Source organism: Metabacillus litoralis (assembly GCF_020524045.1).
Taxonomy (GTDB): domain Bacteria; phylum Bacillota; class Bacilli; order Bacillales; family Bacillaceae; genus Metabacillus; species Metabacillus litoralis_C.
In genome coordinates, this window is the sequence record NZ_JAIVKL010000001.1 from 38,659 (window position 1) to 57,152 (window position 18,494).

At 31.2% G+C, this 18,494-nt stretch carries 20 protein-coding genes and 1 other annotated feature; of the genes, 18 read left to right on the forward strand and 2 right to left on the reverse strand.

What is annotated here, in order from left to right; translation table 11 throughout:
* Positions 1-25 precede the first annotated feature (25 nt).
* From LC076_RS00220 to LC076_RS00230, 3 genes are all read left to right on the forward strand, one after another.
* Positions 26-2,311, forward strand: a complete 2,286-nt coding sequence (locus LC076_RS00220) for a molybdopterin-dependent oxidoreductase (RefSeq protein ID WP_226665250.1) — start codon at positions 26-28, stop codon at positions 2,309-2,311.
* Positions 2,293-2,610: a DUF1330 domain-containing protein gene (locus tag LC076_RS00225; protein WP_226665251.1), complete on the forward strand. Its 318-nt coding sequence runs from the start codon at positions 2,293-2,295 to the stop codon at positions 2,608-2,610. Before LC076_RS00220 ends, LC076_RS00225 begins: the two co-directional genes overlap by 19 nt.
* Before the next feature lie 262 nt (positions 2,611-2,872).
* Positions 2,873-3,790: a class I SAM-dependent methyltransferase gene (locus tag LC076_RS00230; RefSeq protein ID WP_226665252.1), complete on the forward strand. Its 918-nt coding sequence runs from the start codon at positions 2,873-2,875 to the stop codon at positions 3,788-3,790.
* A gap of 50 nt (positions 3,791-3,840) precedes the next feature.
* Here LC076_RS00230 and LC076_RS00235 read toward each other — a convergent pair whose 3' ends face one another.
* Positions 3,841-4,113, reverse strand: a complete 273-nt coding sequence (locus LC076_RS00235) for a DUF3986 family protein (protein WP_226665253.1) — start codon at positions 4,111-4,113, stop codon at positions 3,841-3,843.
* Positions 4,114-4,550: 437 nt separating this feature from the next.
* Here LC076_RS00235 and LC076_RS00240 point away from each other — a divergent pair, with 437 nt between their 5' ends.
* The 11 genes from LC076_RS00240 to LC076_RS00285 all read left to right on the forward strand — a co-directional run bounded on the left by LC076_RS00240 (position 4,551) and on the right by LC076_RS00285 (position 14,823).
* Positions 4,551-5,183, forward strand: coding sequence for a pyridoxamine 5'-phosphate oxidase family protein (locus LC076_RS00240; protein WP_226665255.1), 633 nt, complete (start codon positions 4,551-4,553; stop codon positions 5,181-5,183).
* Between the two features lie 55 nt (positions 5,184-5,238).
* Positions 5,239-6,012, forward strand: coding sequence for a GNAT family N-acetyltransferase (locus LC076_RS00245; RefSeq protein WP_226665256.1), 774 nt, complete (start codon positions 5,239-5,241; stop codon positions 6,010-6,012).
* A 79-nt stretch (positions 6,013-6,091) separates the two neighbouring features.
* On the forward strand, positions 6,092-6,241 hold the full coding sequence (locus LC076_RS00250; RefSeq protein ID WP_226665257.1) for a hypothetical protein: 150 nt from the start codon (positions 6,092-6,094) through the stop codon (positions 6,239-6,241).
* Between the two features lie 77 nt (positions 6,242-6,318).
* Positions 6,319-6,876 (forward strand): hypothetical protein, encoded by a 558-nt coding sequence (locus tag LC076_RS00255; protein WP_226665258.1) that lies wholly within the window; start codon positions 6,319-6,321, stop codon positions 6,874-6,876.
* Positions 6,877-7,383: 507 nt separating this feature from the next.
* Positions 7,384-7,884 (forward strand): CBO0543 family protein, encoded by a 501-nt coding sequence (locus LC076_RS00260; RefSeq protein WP_226665261.1) that lies wholly within the window; start codon positions 7,384-7,386, stop codon positions 7,882-7,884.
* Positions 7,868-8,341 (forward strand): CBO0543 family protein, encoded by a 474-nt coding sequence (locus tag LC076_RS24450; RefSeq protein ID WP_413465921.1) that lies wholly within the window; start codon positions 7,868-7,870, stop codon positions 8,339-8,341. The genes LC076_RS00260 and LC076_RS24450 overlap by 17 nt, the downstream gene beginning before the upstream one ends.
* 601 nt (positions 8,342-8,942) lie before the next feature.
* Positions 8,943-9,168: a binding site (T-box leader), on the forward strand.
* A 60-nt stretch (positions 9,169-9,228) separates the two neighbouring features.
* A complete protein-coding gene (locus LC076_RS00265) occupies positions 9,229-10,929 on the forward strand; it encodes a 2-isopropylmalate synthase (RefSeq protein ID WP_226665262.1) in 1,701 nt (566 codons plus the stop codon).
* 268 nt (positions 10,930-11,197) lie between these two features.
* On the forward strand, positions 11,198-11,734 hold the full coding sequence (locus LC076_RS00270) for a GNAT family N-acetyltransferase (protein WP_226665263.1): 537 nt from the start codon (positions 11,198-11,200) through the stop codon (positions 11,732-11,734).
* A 158-nt stretch (positions 11,735-11,892) separates the two neighbouring features.
* Positions 11,893-11,976: a putative holin-like toxin gene (locus LC076_RS24455; RefSeq protein ID WP_226666135.1), complete on the forward strand. Its 84-nt coding sequence runs from the start codon at positions 11,893-11,895 to the stop codon at positions 11,974-11,976.
* A 585-nt stretch (positions 11,977-12,561) separates the two neighbouring features.
* Entirely contained in the window at positions 12,562-13,263 is a 702-nt protein-coding gene (locus tag LC076_RS00280; protein ID WP_226665264.1) for a class I SAM-dependent methyltransferase, read from the forward strand.
* A gap of 402 nt (positions 13,264-13,665) precedes the next feature.
* The gene (locus tag LC076_RS00285; RefSeq protein ID WP_226665266.1) at positions 13,666-14,823 is read left to right on the forward strand and encodes an endo-1,4-beta-xylanase; all 1,158 of its coding nucleotides are present in this window, start codon (positions 13,666-13,668) and stop codon (positions 14,821-14,823) included.
* Between the two features lie 502 nt (positions 14,824-15,325).
* Here LC076_RS00285 and LC076_RS00290 read toward each other — a convergent pair.
* Complete coding sequence (locus LC076_RS00290; RefSeq protein WP_226665267.1) at positions 15,326-15,928, reverse strand: TetR/AcrR family transcriptional regulator; 603 nt, start codon at positions 15,926-15,928, stop codon at positions 15,326-15,328.
* Between the two features lie 196 nt (positions 15,929-16,124).
* On the opposite strand from LC076_RS00290, the gene LC076_RS00295 reads away from it, so the two are divergent.
* The 4 genes from LC076_RS00295 to LC076_RS00310 all read left to right on the forward strand — a co-directional run bounded on the left by LC076_RS00295 (position 16,125) and on the right by LC076_RS00310 (position 18,292).
* Positions 16,125-16,883, forward strand: coding sequence for an SDR family oxidoreductase (locus LC076_RS00295; protein WP_226665268.1), 759 nt, complete (start codon positions 16,125-16,127; stop codon positions 16,881-16,883).
* A 358-nt stretch (positions 16,884-17,241) separates the two neighbouring features.
* Positions 17,242-17,418: a hypothetical protein gene (locus LC076_RS00300; RefSeq protein ID WP_226665269.1), complete on the forward strand. Its 177-nt coding sequence runs from the start codon at positions 17,242-17,244 to the stop codon at positions 17,416-17,418.
* An 84-nt stretch (positions 17,419-17,502) separates the two neighbouring features.
* Positions 17,503-17,802, forward strand: a complete 300-nt coding sequence (locus LC076_RS00305) for a DUF4306 domain-containing protein (RefSeq protein ID WP_226665270.1) — start codon at positions 17,503-17,505, stop codon at positions 17,800-17,802.
* A 142-nt stretch (positions 17,803-17,944) separates the two neighbouring features.
* A complete protein-coding gene (locus LC076_RS00310; RefSeq protein ID WP_226665271.1) occupies positions 17,945-18,292 on the forward strand; it encodes a hypothetical protein in 348 nt (115 codons plus the stop codon).
* Positions 18,293-18,494 lie beyond the last annotated feature (202 nt).

Sequence of the window (18,494 nt, forward strand, 5' to 3'; positions counted from 1 at the left end):
TTTGGTATCTTAAAGGAGGTATACAATGAACACGAATTCTGAAGTAGAAATACATTACAGAACATGCCCCTTATGTGAAGCAACTTGTGGTCTTGAGATACATACAAAGCAAAAGAAAGTTGTTTCCATACGTGGAGATAAGCTTGATCCTTTTAGCGAAGGATATTTGTGTCCTAAAGGATTTAGTTTAAAAGAATTGCATGAAGATCCTGACAGAATTCGAAAACCGATCATACGCAAAGGAACAGAGTGGAAAGAAGTGTCTTGGAATGAGGCTTTTTTAGAAGTAAGAAAAGGTCTTCAAAACGTAATTAAGCAATATGGTCAAGATGGGATTGGTGTTTATCTTGGGAATCCTAATGTTCATAATTTAGCAGGATTACTTTATGCGCCAATTTTCTTAAAAACTTTACGCACTCGTTATAAATTTTCCGCAAGTACAATGGATCAAATTCCAAAACAGTTAACAGCAGAGATGATGTATGGAAATGATTTTAGTATTCCAATTCCTGATATTGATCGTACAGACTATTTTTTAATACTTGGTGCTAATCCACTTGTTTCAAATGGAAGCTTAATGACCGCCCCCAATATGAAGAAGCGATTATCTTTGTTGCAGGATAGAGGTGGTAAAGTTGTAGTTATTGATCCTGTTAAAACACTAACGGCCAAAGCGGCTAACGAACATTACCCTATTACTCCAGGAACTGATGCTTACTTATTATTGGGAATGATTCATACTCTTTTTGATGAAAACCTTATTAAATTAAGAAAATTAAGTGAGTATGTGAATGGTTTAGATAAAATAGAAAAAATCTCAAAGGATTTTTCACCTGAATTAGTTGAAGATAAATGCAGTATATCTGCAGAAACGATCCGGAAGCTTGCACGAGAGCTTTCTCATGCTGATTCGGCAGCTGTATATGGACGAATGGGAACAAGCACACAGGAATTCGGAACAATCACTAGTTGGTTAATTGAATTACTGAATATCTTAACAGGAAATTTAGATCATGAGGGTGGAGTTTTATTCACTACGCCTGCTGCAGGTGGAAGAAATATTCGAAAAACACCAAGAAAACAAGAAACTTACAGATATGAGCGTTTCCATAGCCCAATTACTGGATTAGCAGAAGTATTAGGAGAATTACCTGTATCCTCAATGTGTGATGAAATTGAACAGTCTAATGAATTAAAAGCCTTTATTACGATCGCAGGAAATCCATGTTTATCAGCCCCTAATAGTAAACGCTTACAGAAATCGTTTGAAAAACTAGAATTCATCGTAAGTATTGATTGCTACTTAAATGAAACAACAAAACATGCAAATGTTATTCTACCTATCCCATCACCTCTTGAAAGGTCTCATTATGATCTATCTTTTTATCATCTTTCAGTAAGAAACATTGCGCATTATTCAAAACCAATTTTTGATCTTCCTATGGAGCAGCTTGATGAATGGGAAATACTCCTTCATTTAACCGAAATCGTTAGTGCCAAAAATTTTGGAGAAGATTCTATAAAAAGATTAGATGATTTATCGATAAGGAGTATGGTGAAAGCCGAAGTTGCAAATATTTCTTCACCAATTTATCAAGAGAAAATGGATAGAATACTAGAAGATTTAAATCGTTATCAAGGACCAGAGAGAATGCTAGACTTTTTAATCAGAGTTGGGCCATATGGAGATCATTTTGGAAAAGAGGCTGATGGATTAACATTGGCTAAGCTAAAAACAAATGAACATGGATTAGATCTTGGACCATTAAAGCCAAGAATTCCAGAGGTGTTACTCACTTCTACTGCAAAAATTGAACTAGCACCAAGACCATTAATTAAAGACATTGAACGTTTAACATCAAAACTTAGTGAAAATCAACAGGAACTCGTTTTAATCGGAAGACGTGATCTTCGGTCAAATAATTCATGGATGCATAATCTACCTGTTCTTGTTAAAGGAAAAAACCGCTGTACTCTTTTTATTCACCCTAATAATGCTATAAAGCAACAGGTGAATAAAGGGGATTTTGTTAAAATCAGTTCGCGAGTTGGCAGTATTGTCGTTTCAATTGAAATTACAGATGAAATAAAAGAAGGTGTTGTGAGTTTACCACATGGGTGGGGACATCTTGAAAATGAGACACAGCTACAAATAGCAAAAAAACATGCAGGTGTAAGTTCAAATATTTTAACAGATGAACTTGTTGTCGACCAAGTTTCAGGAAATGCGGTTTTAAATGGAATTCCAGTAACGATAGAAAAAATAAACATAGAAGAAGGAGAGGAAAACAAATGGCAATATATGCATTAAACTTATTTGATTTAAAAGACAAACAAAGCTATGCTACTTATTCAAAAGAAGCAGACAAAGCATTAGCAAGACATGGAGCAAAAGTAGTGGCGATAGGGAATCTTGAATCCGCACCAGTTGGGGAAATTCGACCAAGACAAGTTTTATTATTAGTAGAATGGAAATCAAAAAAAGCCAATTCTGCGTTTTTAAATGATCCGGAAATGGCTGAATTTCATCCATATCGGGACAAAGGACTAGATCAATTTGTGTGGCATTTGTTTGAGAAATTAGATGATTTACGCCCCGTTTTAAAATAGTTTACTTTTAGCAAAGGATTTTTTCAACGAAGCTTTGTTTTTATACTTGGATCAACCTAATTTTAGATTAATACTTCTAATTGAATAATAAATATTTTTTTTTTCGACCAAAACACTTGGAAAAAATTAAGTTTTCCATGTTGTGATAAAGTGATAAATTGACAAAAAAAGTTATTTGTGCTATAATTTACAATTATTTAATTCCTGTATATAATAAGATTCTCCTGGCCAGGGGAATCTTATTTTTTTGGAGGATTTTTGTATGAAACAAAATGAATACAGCCTAACTTCCTTAGTAGCAGCATTTAGTCGATCGTATCATAGTAGAAATGATACACCGAAAATTTTTGATGATATTCTTGCTAAAGACCTTATTTCTGAAGAAGAATATAAAAATATCAGTGAAAATATGATTAAGGGTATACAGTTTTTCAACAAAGAAATGGGAGAAAAATTGTATGAAAAACCAAAAGAGATATTAAAATGGGTTACACAAATCCAACTTTCTCCAACACCATTATCTCGTTCTGCTTTTTGCGAAAATGTTTTACTTCATGAAATGAACTTAGGAGTAAAACAGTACGTAATCCTCGGAGCCGGATTAGATACCTTTTGCTTCAGACATCCTGAATTGGAAAACGTTTTAGAAATATTTGAAATCGATCACCCAGCTACACAAGAATTTAAAAAGAAAAGATTAGAAATTGCTCAATTTAACATTCTTAGTAATCTTCATTTTGTTCCAATGGACTTCACACATACATTTTCTCATCAATTTTTAGTAAATGAAGGGTTTAATAATAAAGCAAAAACGTTCTTTAGCCTCTTGGGTGTTTCATATTATTTAACTAAAGAGGAGATTGAGCGTTTAATAAATAATTTGTTTGCCCATTTACCAGAAGGCAGTTCTATTGTTATTGATTATGCGGATGAGAATCTCTTCAAAGAAAAAGGAATGTTTAACAGAGTTGAAAATATGTTGTACATGGCTTCAGTAAGTGGAGAACCAATGAAATCGTGTTTTTCTTTTCGAGAAATTGAGAGTATGCTAGAAAAATCAGGATTACTCATTTATGAACATTTAACACCAACTGCAATCAATGAATCTTACTTTAGTAACCGAACAGATTATTTGTCAGCTTTTGAAACGATTCATTATATCCATGCTGTAAAAAAATAAAGTGACTCTTTTACCACTCAATGTAATTATTTATTGAGCGGTATATCACATCAAATAAAACCTTGCTCTATTAACCATTCTTTAAACATTTTTACGCCATCATCATATGAAAGGTCATGACAATCTATAGATAAAATTTTAGTTCCAAAATCCTCATGTTCTACTTGGTTTTGTTTTTGATTCACTAAGTTATAAAATTTGAAATCAAAAAATATATCCCAAACATCTTGAGACTGAATTTTAAATGCAATTGATTCTAAATCATAAGAATCTTCATAGTAACCTAAATGTAAATGGTATCTCGGATCGTATTTTTCACTCATGTTATCACTCTTTCAGTTGATTTTTATCAGAGGGTTTTTAAAAACGATTGTTGCTATGTAACCAAAATTCGTTTTAAAAACACTGTTTTTTCACTATAAGGGTACTATTTTATGAAGAAAAGATTCCACTAGCCTTAATAAAGTGCCGATTGTTTCGGTTATTGAAAAGTAACAAAGTTTGCGAAAACAGCTTTATCAACAATTTAATTTTACTCATTATTTTATACTACCTGTTATGTTTTTTGAAAGAGTGTACCATTTCAATCAAGAGACAATCGAGATATAGGATGGGGTATGGTACGCTAATTAGAAATAATTCTGAGCTCATTTTAATATACTATGAGATTAGACGATAATACCTTTGCAATTTTTTTATAGTTATGTACGTAAAAATGTAGTACCATTGTATATATATTCCATTTAAAAAGGATGATTCTATGTTTAAAGATATGATCATAACTCAAAAAGAGTTTGAAGATTTTCGGGCTGAAGTGGGTACACCAAGTGAAAGAGCAACGAACAAAGTTATTTCACATATTGATGATCATTGTCGAGAATTCATTTCAAAGTCTCCATTTTTAACAATATCCACATCAAATTCTAAAGGACAATGTGATGTTTCACCACGTGGAGATGCACCTGGATTTGTGACTGTTCTTGATGATCACCATTTATTTATTCCAGAACGACCTGGAAATAAGCGGATGGATTCTATTCATAATATCATCTCTAATCCACATATTGGACTTTTGTTTTTCATTCCAACATTAGGAGAAACATTAAGAGTTAATGGGAAGGCATATCTTACTCGAGATCCAGATTTACTTGAAAAAAGTAAAGTTAATGGAAAAATCCCCTTGTTCGGTATTGGTGTTATAGTAGAAGAATGCTATGCTCATTGTGCAAAAGCCTTTATTCGTTCTGGACTATGGAATCCAGAAACATGGAATGGTAAAGATTCATTGCCTTCTATGCCAAAAATGCTTGTTGCTCATGCAAAAATACCTAATTCTACAGCCGAAGAGGTAGAAAAAGATTTACAGGTAAGCTATACAGAGCGACTTTATTAACAATAAACAAGTCAATTCGCATCTATATCTTCAATTAAAAGAAAGGTCTATCATTATGAATCTACTACATAAAACAGACTATCATCTTGTAACCAAAATACTAAAAAAGAATAATATACATATTCCAACTTTTTCACATTCTATTTTAGATGAATACATTAGTGGAAGCGTCTATGTTGACTCAAAAGATCCAAAAACATTCTTAATAGCTACTAATTCTGGTATTTATGTTATTGCTGGAAAAGAAGATAATCAGAATTTTAATCATGATCTAGTTAATTTATATAAAGCAAGAAAAAAAGATCACCTACGATTTAGTTTATTTTCTTCAACACCTACCTGGGATTTAGTCATCCAAGAACAGCTTAAAAATGAGATACAACAATTCAGACGGTACTCTTTTAACTTTGATGGTAAAGATGAATATGTTAGTAGGCGTCTTTCTCCTTCTTATTCTATTAAAAAAATAAAAGAAAAGATGATTTCTAGTAGCTTAGAATTTAACGAAGCTTACTATAAAGAATATTGGGGATCTGTTTCAAATTTCATAAAAAAGAGTTTTGGTTTTTATATACTTCATCAAGGAAAAATAGTAAGTGAATGTACCTCAATTTTTTCTTCTAATCAATTTGTCGAAATTGATATTGCTACACATAAGGAATATAGAGGACTTGGATTAGGATCAACAATTGGAAAAGCCTACATAGATTACAGTCTTGAAAGACAATTGATTCCTCGTTGGGATTGTGATGTATCTAATATGTCTTCTATAAAACTGGCAGAAAAATTGGGTTTCACTAATCCTAAACCTTATTCTGTATTTGTTTAAATTTTTTCACAAGGGACCTTGTCATTTTCATTATGCTATTTCTCAATTATTATAAACAGTCAAAGGAAGTGAAGAAACTGTGACTAATCGAAATGATAACCGTTATAAAAGTAAGATTGAAACAGACGATACTTGGAATCGTGCATTTTACGGAAGTCCAACAAAAGGTGGATGTTTTGTTATCATTTTAGTTATTATCTTTCTACTTTGGCTTGTAAATAACACCTAGGGTAACATTCTACCTCTGGATAACAATTCTGAAGTGCTTTTAATAGCTACCTATTAATAATATGGGGATGGGATAGGGTGTTTAATAAAGAAAATAAAATAGCAGTATTACTAACTATCATTGGATGGATTGAAATAGTGGGTGGATTAGTTTGTGGAATTAACTTTTCAAGTATAGATAATGGTTTTGGAGAAGAATTTATTCTATCGATATTTCTCATGTGGACTAGTGCAGGTATAATATCTGGTGTCCTTTTCCTAGCATTAGCAGAGATTGTTGAGTTTTTAAATAACATTAGAGACAGCCTGAGGGACAAAAAACCAATCACAGAACATGAGTTCAGAGATCAAAACAAAGATCAAGCAAGCAACAATTTAAAAGAGTACCCAACAAAAACAGGTGAATGGTCAATCACAGAAAAACAACAGCAGGCAATTTATAAATTATATAGTGGGAAGCATAATATAAAAGTGATATCTACTCCATATAGAAACTTTTGTATAGTAGAAATTGAAAGAGATAAAATTGACATTATAGAATTTAATCAAAACGGTTTTCCATATATTTTAGCAGATTTTCACTGGAAAGAAATTCAGAAAGAAATAAAACAATGGTATAAGGAACATAAGTGTTGAGTGGGGATTAATCGTTAAATATTATATTCATTTTTATGTATTTGATTACTATTTTAGGTGGCAAATCGGCTACTAGAATATCAATTAGTCACGAGGATTTTTGCGTATATTACTTATCTCCATTAGTGAAAATTTCAATCCATGAAAAAAAGCTAAAAAAAGATAGGTTAGAATGATTTTTTATTTCCTTATAGAGGAACAAAAAAAAATATCAACACAAATGTGGTCCACTTCATGTAGAAGTGGATATTTTTATTATAAGCTCTTTATTAAAGTTGCTAGTCAAAAATCACAGATATAAAAAGTACCTATTTGTGGAAGGAAACAAGTATTGCAAAAACTATTATTTGTTTTAAGTATATTGAAGCTCAAACGAGAGAAAATTAAAGGGTAATGGAAGTTCCTTAGAATAGATACAAAACAAAATCGAGAACGAAATACATGTATGAATATAAAAGAGGAACTGAGAAAATCATTAATATACATACATGGAGGATGTGAGCGTTTTTGACAATAGAGCAGTTTATCATCTTGTTTTTATTCATTATTCCTTTAGTATCAACCTTATATATCCCTAAAAAAAAGATCCGGCTAGCTATGATTAGTTTTTTAGTATTTCATGCTTTTACGTGGGCAGGTTGTATCATCTTAGTACAAACTGGCTCAATCGAATATCCTGTCAGAATTTTTAATCACGCGACGAAAGTTGGTTTTACACAAAATTTCTTGTTTATCCCCTCAATTTTCATGTGGTTTATTCTCACTTTTCCTTCTAGCGAGCCAATGTTAAAGAAAATAATTCACTATGTTCTTTTTATATCAATGATTGTTTGGTTCGTCTATTTTATTTCAGTATATACAGATTTACAAGAATTTTTAAAAGGCACAAATAAATCACAACCTGTCCGTTTGTATATAAATTTTGCTAGTTATTTTGTCGTGTGTCATCTTTATATTAAATGGTTTTCAAATACATCAATTGAAGGTCGTGGTGAAGTCTTTGATTGAAAAACTAGTTCTCTTTTGTACGTTAGTTTTTAGTTTGACTGCCTTATGTTTTATACCAATCAAAAAAGCAAATAAAGCATCTTTTATTTTTTTCCTATCACAGTTTTTCACATGGGCGTTGGGATTGATTGTTGTGGAATTAAAATGGTTAGAATATCCTGTCCGAGAATTTTCAAAAACTAATGAAACAAGTCTATTATTTGAGTATGCAGTTTTGCCAATAACGACCATTTTCTTCATCCTCTGTTATCCAAGAAAAAAGCCCCTAAAAATCAGAGTATTATATTATATTACAATCATTTCATTTTTTACTTTTATTGAGTATTTATTAGAAAAATATACAATGGTCATTGAATATCATGGATGGCAATGGTATTGGACATGGATTAGCTTGTGTTGTTTACTTTATTTGCTTATGTTGATTTATAATTGGTTCTTTAAAATAAAGCTTAGTTAAGATAAATAAATGTTGATATTCACCACCCTTGTTGCTTGGTGGTGGATATGTAGAGTCTCCTGCGGAATAGCTGTGTTAAAAGGAAATATCACAAAAGGGTCATGAATCATGAACTAGAAATCAAAATAAAATAAAAAACTGTCGGTTTTAACCATCTTCAAAGGAAATATGATCGTTAACATGTAATTAAACTTTTAGTAACATAGTAAAATAAGCTAATAAATAAGCTAATTATTAAGGAGAATATAGTATGTCGGTTAAAGAAAGAAAGTTTCAAATAAAATTATGGTTAGGTGCCGTTTTAATTTCACTAGTTACTTATTTAGTGATTAGTCTTATATTTGAAAATGTGAATTTAATAATACTACTTATATTATTGATTTTCTGTTTTTTCATTAATTTCTTAATCTCTAAAACATTTTCTAACAAAAGATAAAGTTACTATGCATTTACCAAAAGTGAATAGTATTATTAGAATTTAACTAAATTATAAGCAAGCGAATTTTTTAACATTTTTAAATTATAAACAATTTTTTCAATTACCGCTTGATAATTATTTGAATTCATTATAAAATTAGAAAAATCAGATGAATCAAATATTTCAAACACAAAGATTGGGAGTATTAAGGAAGAATTATTGTTTAGAGAGCTGTCGGGTGGTGAAAGACAGTCAATAAATTCCCCAACTCACCCAGGAGTGGTAAGACCGATATGTAGGTTTTAACGGATGACTACCGTCATAAAGTCTTTAAGTGGGTTCGTTTTGTTATTTAAAAAAATGAATCAATTAGAGTGGTACCACGTAGGCACAGCCTGTCGTCTCTTTGTGAGATGATAGGCTTTTTTATTTTATTCATTTAACAGCAATAGAAAAGGTGGGATTCAAAATGAAAAATATTGAAAAGTATTCAAGAGGCTACTTTATGCCTCCGGTGAAAAGCCTAAAATGGACAGAGAAGGAATATATTACAGAAGCTCCTACATGGTGTAGTGTAGATCTTCGCGATGGAAATCAGGCTTTGGTCGTCCCTATGAGTCTGGAAGAAAAGTTGAATTATTTTCAGTTACTTTTACAAGTGGGTTTTAAGGAGATAGAAGTTGGATTTCCAGCAGCATCAGAAACAGAATACGCGTTTGTTCGTACATTAATTGAACAAGATTTGATCCCAGAAGATGTAACCATTCAAGTGTTAACACAGTCAAGAGAACATATTATAAGCAAGACTTTTGAAGCATTGGAAGGTGTGAATAAAGCAGTTGTGCATCTGTATAATTCCACTTCTGTAGCACAGCGTGAGCAAGTATTCAAAAAATCTGAAAATCAAATAATTGATATTGCCATAACTGGAGCAAAACTTCTTAAGAAATATGCTTCCGAAACAGAGGGGAACTTTCAATTTCAATATTCTCCTGAAAGCTTCACAGGTACTGAAGTAGAGTTTGCTCTTAACATTTGTAATCAGGTACTTGATATATGGCAGCCGACAACAGATAACAAAGTGATTATCAACTTACCTGCAACAGTTTCAATGTCAATGCCTCATGTTTACGCAAGTCAAATTGAGTATATGAGTGATCATCTTCTATATCGAGACAATGTGATTCTTTCACTTCATCCACACAATGACAGAGGAACTGGAGTGGCAGATGCTGAGCTAGGGATGCTAGCCGGAGCGCAGAGAGTTGAAGGAACATTGTTTGGGAATGGTGAAAGAACAGGAAACGTAGACATTGTAACTTTAGCTTTAAATATGTATTCACACGGAGTAGACCCCAAATTAAATTTTGATAATATTCCAAAAATCATTACCACTTATGAAGTATTAACAAATATGAAAGTTCACGAAAGACATCCATACGGAGGTGAACTCGTCTTTACTGCATTTTCTGGCTCTCATCAAGATGCTATTGCCAAAGGAATGAAATGGCGCGAGGAAAAGGATCCAGAGCATTGGACTGTTCCTTATTTATTGATTGATCCGTTAGATATTGGTAGAGAATATGAGGGTGACATTATCCGAATTAATAGCCAGTCCGGTAAGGGAGGTATTGGTTATGTGCTTCAACAAAAGTACGGATTAGATCTGCCTGCTAATATGCGTGAAAGCTTTGGATATAGTGTTAAAAATGTTTCAGATCGCCAACACAAGGAGCTTATGGCAAATGAAATTTATGATATTTTCATAGAAAAATTTGTGAACATTAATACACCTGTTGAGTTTGTTAATTACAGATTTACTCAAAATGATCATTATGAAACGATTGTATCAATCATTATGAATAATGAGGAACATGAATTTATTGGGGTTGGAAATGGTAGACTTGATGCGATAAGCAATGTACTTCAAAAAGAATTAAATATACATTACAAAGATTTAATTTATAAAGAACATGCCCTTGAAATAGGATCAGGTTCAAAAGCTGTATCATATGTAGGTATAACAACTTTGGATGGTGTCATTCAATGGGGCTGTGGAATTGACGCTGATATTATGACTTCTTCTGTAAAAGCACTGTTTAGTGCTGTTAATAACATGATATCCAACTTACAAATTCCTGTGGAAAAAGAGTTTTCAAAAAATAAATAACAACAAACACTTTGAAAATAATAGTGTTCTTAGAATGAAACTTTTAAAAATTTCTTACGAGGCTGTGACATAAGTATTTAAACTTATCTCACAGTCTCATTTTTTTCGATAATTACTAACAAAAAACAATTAAGTTAAACTGTAAATGTCAATAAAGTGGGTTATATGATACTTATATATTGATCAAACTCAATTTCAAGATAGAAAATTAAATTGTAAGTAAAAAGATGTTTTAAAATAAGCTGTTTTAATAATATTGAGGGGAGGAATGATATTGTTGTTTCAGAATGGAAAATTAAAAGTTCGAAAATTAGAAGAAAAAGATAAATCCTTGTTAACTAAGTGGCTTTCTGACCCTTTAGTTCTTGAGTACTATGAAGGAAGAGATAACCCATTTGATTTAGATAAAGTGATGGAAGTATTCTTTCATTCTAAGAATGAAGAGATAAAATGTATTGTAGAGTTTGATTGTAAAGAAATTGGCTATATTCAATTTTATCAACTAGAAGATGAGATGATAAAAGAATTGGGATATATAAATGAGAACGTTTATGGCACAGATCAATTTATTGGAGAAGTAGGGTATTGGAACAAGGGAATTGGCACTTTACTTGTAAAAACAACTGTAAATTATTTAATCGAACATAAAAAAGCAGATCGCGTAGTTATGGACCCACAAATTAGAAATACAAGAGCAATCAAATGCTATGTGAATTGTGGTTTTAAAACAGTCAAAGTACTTACAAATCATGAACTTCATGAAGGAGAGTATCAAGATTGTTTGTTATTAGAATATCAAAATTGAACTTATTCCCCAATTACGAGTGTTCTTTTTGATTTTTTTGAAATATATCCCATTCTCTGCCATTATTTGATGATATAATTATTGAAGGCACAACATCAATCGGAGTTAAGGGTGGAAGTATTTCAACCTCCTAGAAGATAGAAGGGAGGTGAATGCTAATGACGACATTTGAAGCGATTAGTCTTATGATTGCATTTGCAATGTTGATTATCACAATTTTGTCATTCGACAAGAAACAGTGAAAACCACCCTTTAGCTCCCACAGCTTAGATAGGGTGGTTTTTACGATCATATCAAGTTTTGCTTCTCTCTTAATGAAGAGGATTGTGTTGTGCTGACGGTAGGGTGTTCGTGCACCTTACCGTTCTTTTTATTTATACACGTTATTTAATTAAAATATAACATATTTTGCAAGTTTCTGCATATTAATATTTTTTCAATTTTCTTAAAAACGATTTTTGTTATTAAAATAATATAAGAGTCATGAACTACGAATTACTTACTTTTCCTCTTCTTAAAACCTTTTTCAAATAAAACCATTATTACTATATAGATCATCACATAAATTTAAGTCTGAATAAAGTTTTCTGTCCAATTAAATGTATGTTCTCTAAAATAATCAAAACCAACAAATGCAAAAAATACAGCCACAAACAATATGGTATTCCAATAAATTGGTTTCATCAATTTCACAACCTTCTTACTCTTACACTCACGTAAGTAAAATAACAAATAATACTGTATATTTATGGAATTCTACAATATAATGAAATTGAGTGTTTTTAGCAGAGTTGAGTTTAGTATACCAGAGAAGAGGAGAGCTGAGCATGAATAAAACGATATATTATGAACAAAAAGGTGTAGCTATGACATGCCGATCATTCAAGGAATATCAGGATATGTTTATGCTAGATGAACACTTATTAAAAACTGGCAAAGTTCTTGATGTTGCATCGGGAGCATCTTCATTTATATCTGAATTGAATAAAAATGGATATAAGGGAATAGCAGTTGATCCTCTATATCATTTATCAGTGGATGAAATGGTTCAGTTTGGTGAGAAGGAAATGCTTATTGCAAATGAGAAGCTAGAGACTATTAAAGATTCCTTAGCATGGGACTATTACAGAAACCTCACTCAACATAAAGAGATAAGAAATCAATCATTTCAGCAATTTATTGAAAGTTATACATTAGAAAGAGGTAAGACTTATATTTCAGCTGCGTTACCAAATCTTCCTTTTGCTGATGATAGCTTTTCGTTAATCCTTTGCAATCACTTTCTATTTTTATATCAAAATCAGTTTGATCTGGAATTTCACAAGCAAGCTTTGAAAGAAATGATAAGAGTGCTAAAAAAGGGTGGAACAATGCGAATTTATCCTTTAGTTGGATTTAAGAATGAACTATACCCTCATTTAGACACATTATTAAAAGAAATAAAAACAAATAATATTCATTTTGAGTTGCACAATACCAATTTTCGTTTTCTACCAAATGCAACTCATTTTTTACAAATTAATAAGTAAAAAACAAAATCAGGTCTTTTTAACAGACCTGATTTTATCTTCTGTCATAATTTTATAACTTTTAATCAATTTATAAGGTTTAATTAAACTAGCACTTAGAAACCACATTTCATTCTATTATTAGCTAAAATTCTCGCCATAGTAGTCTTTTAACACTATATAACTCTATTACTATATAACTGTTTTTATCTTTTCACTGAAAAACTTAGTTTGTTGGGTATCTAAACTAAGTGAGCGCTGTTATAATAAATCTCAGTTAGGATATCTATTACATATAGAAGATTTTGAAAGCCCTTACTTAATATCTTAACTAGATTCTCACAAAGAGGAGGAATGGTGTTTTTTCAGATATTAACTAATGAAAACCTTTTCAAAAAAATATATTTAAAAAGGAGATTAAACATGTTAAATGTATTACGAAAACCGATTATTTCTGGATTAGCTTTAGCCTTAATATTACCAGTAGGGATGAGTACTGCTTCTGCTGCTAATACAAATAAACCTAGCATTAGTGCATTAACAGCTCCACAACTTGATCAAAGATATAAAAAGTCTTTCACAATCGGTGCAGCAGTAGAGCCTTATCAATTAGAAGGAAAAGACGCACAAATGTTAAAACGTCATTATAATAGCATTGTTGCTGAAAATGTTATGAAACCAGTAAATATTCAACCAGAAGAGGGAAAATTCAACTTTGAAAAGGCAGATAAAATCGTTCAATTTGCTAAAGAAAATAATATGGAAATTCGCTTTCACGCACTTATCTGGCATAGTCAAATACCTGGATGGTTCTTCGAAGATAAAGAGGGCAATGCCATGGTAGATGAAACAGATCCATTGAAACGGAAAGCAAATAAAGAACTTTTATTAAAACGTATTGAAACTCATGTGCAAACAATTGTTGAACGTTATAAGAATGATGTGAAATCTTGGGATGTTGTCAATGAAGTAATTGATGATGGTGGGGGATTACGAAATTCAGAATGGTATCAACTTACAGGAACTGACTTTATAAAGGTAGCTTTTGAAACAGCGGAAAAATATGGTGGCGAAGATATAAACCTTTATATCAATGATTATAATACAGAAGTACCTTCAAAAAGAGATGATTTGTATAACTTAGTAAAAAATCTTTTAGATCAAGGTGTTCCAATTGATGGAGTAGGACACCAATCTCATATACAAATTGGATGGCCAACATTGCAACAAACCGAAGATTCTATTAATCTATTTGCTAGCCTTGGATTAGATAATCAAATCACAGAGCTTGATGTTAGCCTTTATGGATGGCCACCGAGACCTGCATATAAAACATACGACGAAATTCCAGCTGAAGTGTTTATAAATCAAGCTGATCGCTATGATGCATTATTCAAATTGTATGAAAAATTAGATGACAAAATTAGTAATGTGACACTCTGGGGAATTACAGATAACCATACATGGTTGGATGACCGTGCAGAAGAATATAACGATGGTGTTGGAAAAGATGCCCCATTTGTATTTGACCCTGAATATAAAGTTAAGCCAGCATTTTGGTCCATTATTGATCATAAATAAGGAATTAGAGTAGAAAAGAGGGTGTTCTAAAAAGGGGAGCTTTTTAGAGACATCCTCTTTGTTCAGCTTGGCTATGTTAAAAGTGATTTTATGAAACTCTTACTTAGTACTTCTTAAAGAAATACGTCGAAGTAACTTATCCAGGTACTGTGCTCAGAGGAGGCTCACAGTACATTCCTAGGAAGAATACTTTTTTAAATACTCTTTTCAGCAAGATTGTTACTTATTGACATTTTTATCTGTTAGAACCAATGTTTTATCGTATAAAAGGTACAATCTGTAGAAGAAAAGATTTCACTAGACTTTATACAGAGTTGTTTCAATAGAATACTAAAAACCATAAACTTTACGAAAACAGCAAAAAAAGTTGTATGGCTTTAGAAATATTATTATCGCGCAAAGTGAATATCACTTCGAAAGTATAGCATAAGGATACTATAACGATATCAATAAGGAAGATGAAAAGGTAAACATAGTAGAATAGCTGTGTATTATTACTCTTTTAATTCTTAGTGTTGATAAATGTAGCAGATTTATTATGTTTTAGAATTTCTAGTAATTGTTCAGCCATATAACTTGAACTATATTTAAAATTCCCCTGAATCCATTCGATGATTAACCCTAAAATAGCATAAGCCTGATAACTTGCGTGCAATTCTCTGTTTACTTTTGAGTTAGGGATTGATTCATTTAAATCATTCAAAGTTAGTTCTTTTAAAACCTCGCAAAATTTTTGCTGAAATCCGGCTAAAACACTTGTAGAGACAATTAAAGAATAAAAAGTTGAATATTTTTGAACATGATCAAACACTTTGACAGCAGACGTTGTAAGATTTTTCACATCAAGTATTTCAATGTCTTTATATGGTTCTCGAAAAGAAGCAACCAAATCTGCAATCACTTCATCTATTAGTTCATTTAAAAGATCCTCTTTGTATTGATAGTGTTTATAAAAAGTTCCTCTATTTAGATCAGCCGCTCTCACGATATCCGATATCGAAATCTCTTTAAAGTCTTTATCTTGCATTAATGATAAAATCGCATCTTTCATCGCTTTCTTCGATTTAACAATCCTTCTATCTATGTATTCATTTTTATTAGACATAGATACCCTCCGATGTTCATTAAAATAATTTATCTATTATTAAAATCTAGAAGTGTACAATAACAAACATTTCAGTAGCTTTTTGCTGATTGAATAGTAAATACATTAATTATTATACTATAGATAGTTGATAGATAATCAACAACTGTTTGTTAAAATCAATAGTTTAAATTTAATCATACTCGGAGGAATTGAAATGAGACTTGAAAATAAAGTATCCATTATAACAGGTGCAGCTTCAGGAATGGGAAAAGCAATTGCGATTCTTTATGCAAAAGAAGGAGCAAAAGTAGTGGTTTCTGATATAAATCTAGAAGCGGCAAATAATACGGTGGAAGAAATAAAATCTAATGGTGGAGAAGCAATTGCAGTCATGGCAAATGTTGCGAAAGAAGAAGACATCCAAAATCTTGTTGATACCGCTGTTGAAACTTATGGAACATTAGATATCTTAGTAAATAATGCAGGGATTATGGATAACTTTGAACCTGCCGGTGATATTGAAGATGATAAATGGGAAAGAGTATTTGCCATTAATACAACTAGTGTAATGCGTGCAACACGAAAAGCACTTCCAATTTTCATAGAAAAGAAAAATGGAGTAATTATTAACATTGCTTCTGCCGGTGGGCTTCAAGGAGCAAGAGCTGGTGCAGCATATACAGCTTCAAAGCATGCAGTTGTTGGATTCACAAAGAATACTGGATTTATGTATGCTAAGAAAGGAATTCGTTGTAATGCCATTGCACCAGGTGCAGTTGAAACAAATATCAGTTCTTCTATGACAGGTGTAAACTCATTTGGAATGGAACGAATTCAACCAGGACTTGCTATTAATCCTCGTCTAGGAAAACCAGAAGATATTGCTACCATTGCATTATTTCTTGCCACTGATGAATCAAGTTTCGTAAATGGAACAGTTATCACTGGTGATGCAGGATGGACAGCATATTAATTCGTTTTATTTTATTCTAACCAACAAGAATTTCTTGTTGGTTTTTTGATGCATATATATAGAGAGAACCTGTATAAAATTTTTAAATATCTATTAACTTAGCATTGTTATTGAGCCACAACCTCAATAACAAAATAAAATGGTAAATACATGTAAAAGAAATAAGAGAATGTGGTAAAATAATACAAAATAGAAACAAAAGAAATCAGTTATGTTCAAAGAATTGAACTTTCATTCGATAAAGATCAATAGTAAGTAAATTAGTTATTTGTATATTATTAGAATAAAAATATATTGCTCAAGATACTGTAAATCATTTTCATGATAAATATTATAAGAGATATGGAGAATAAGAATGATGAATAGAATGATATTTGGTTGTATTTTTGTAGTAATAGGTGCAATTGCTATGAGTGTGAATGTTTTATTTTTCAAATTTGATGAGTACTACGATTTAATTAGAAGACTTTCTTTTGCAAGTTTTATCATTGGATCACTTTTAATCCCTACATATAGAAAGAAACATAAAGAATAAATAAGTATCATCAATGATTATTTTGATAAATGTCAAATCTTCAAGAAGTAGGTTGAACTAATATTTTTATGTGGAGTGATACATTTGAAAAAGTTATTGCTGTTTATTATTTTATTGCCAGTTTTTTTATATTGTTTCTATGCAACTTCGTGGTCGGCTTCATATTTAATGGTAGAAGAAGATTGGAAAAATCAGATTGTTTTTACTCCTAATACAAACTCTGATCCACAACAAATTTATGAAGTTGATAAATTTATTTATGCTTTCAAAATCCAGCCAATGATTAGTGTAATATGTGTTTTATCATTTGTTGGTCTTATTAGTATCATTACATTATGGATAATTAATAACTTAAAAAGTAAAACAAACAAAATAGCAAATTAAAAAGAATCCTTCATTGAATGCCAATAACTTTTTTAGTGTTTTCCTATTATAGAAGCAAACAATAAATTGTCTGGCTTTATATGGAACTTTTAAGGAAATAAATGGTAATATTAGATAAAAAGAATGAGCAAGGGGTGTAAAATTGAATGTAAATCCACAATCAACACGTAATATTGAAATTGTTTCAAGGAAAAAGATTAGCGTAAAAACAGTATTAACGATTTATGGAATCTTTACTTTTCTTGGACTATTACTATCCATCTATACTGTTCCATTATCAATAAATGGAGACATGGTATTTTTCCGTTCTGAAATGGAAAAAGAAAAACAACAGGAATTCCTACTATTCATTTTTTTAAGTGGCTTCTTGTATTTCATTTTGATCAACATATACCCAAGGAGAAAAGTATTTTTTTCAACAATAGCTATAGTATTTAGTTTTAGTATATTTATGGTTTTTTACCTTCTAGCCAACCCAATGGCACACTAGAAATTTATATTACTCATTTTCACTATGTTAATGCTAAATGGTGATTTTAGCACTTTTTAGGATTGATAAGATTTACTATGTAAATCATTTTAGATGAGCGTTTCGATAGGAGACCCTATAGGCGCTCATCTAATTTGTAGGGTCATAAACGATCCTGCAAAAATCAGGCAGTTAGTTTTCTTTATGTTTGAATAACTTCACT

Excerpts from the sequence above, each read along its gene's own strand:
- LC076_RS00290 (WP_226665267.1), bottom strand. The coding sequence starts at position 15,928 with ATGTCTAATAAAAATGAATACATAGATAGAAGGATTGTTAAATCGAAG.
- LC076_RS24455 (WP_226666135.1), top strand. The coding sequence starts at position 11,893 with ATGACGACATTTGAAGCGATTAGTCTTATGATTGCATTTGCAATGTTG.
- LC076_RS00280 (WP_226665264.1), top strand. The coding sequence starts at position 12,562 with ATGAATAAAACGATATATTATGAACAAAAAGGTGTAGCTATGACATGC.
- LC076_RS00225 (WP_226665251.1), top strand. The coding sequence starts at position 2,293 with ATGGCAATATATGCATTAAACTTATTTGATTTAAAAGACAAACAAAGC.
- LC076_RS00220 (WP_226665250.1), top strand. The coding sequence starts at position 26 with ATGAACACGAATTCTGAAGTAGAAATACATTACAGAACATGCCCCTTA.
- LC076_RS00230 (WP_226665252.1), top strand. The coding sequence starts at position 2,873 with ATGAAACAAAATGAATACAGCCTAACTTCCTTAGTAGCAGCATTTAGT.
- LC076_RS00300 (WP_226665269.1), top strand. The coding sequence starts at position 17,242 with ATGAATAGAATGATATTTGGTTGTATTTTTGTAGTAATAGGTGCAATT.
- LC076_RS00265 (WP_226665262.1), top strand. The coding sequence starts at position 9,229 with ATGAAAAATATTGAAAAGTATTCAAGAGGCTACTTTATGCCTCCGGTG.
- LC076_RS00245 (WP_226665256.1), top strand. The coding sequence starts at position 5,239 with ATGAATCTACTACATAAAACAGACTATCATCTTGTAACCAAAATACTA.
- LC076_RS00285 (WP_226665266.1), top strand. The coding sequence starts at position 13,666 with ATGTTAAATGTATTACGAAAACCGATTATTTCTGGATTAGCTTTAGCC.
- LC076_RS00270 (WP_226665263.1), top strand. The coding sequence starts at position 11,198 with ATGATATTGTTGTTTCAGAATGGAAAATTAAAAGTTCGAAAATTAGAA.
- LC076_RS00240 (WP_226665255.1), top strand. The coding sequence starts at position 4,551 with ATGTTTAAAGATATGATCATAACTCAAAAAGAGTTTGAAGATTTTCGG.
- LC076_RS00235 (WP_226665253.1), bottom strand. The coding sequence starts at position 4,113 with ATGAGTGAAAAATACGATCCGAGATACCATTTACATTTAGGTTACTAT.
- LC076_RS00295 (WP_226665268.1), top strand. The coding sequence starts at position 16,125 with ATGAGACTTGAAAATAAAGTATCCATTATAACAGGTGCAGCTTCAGGA.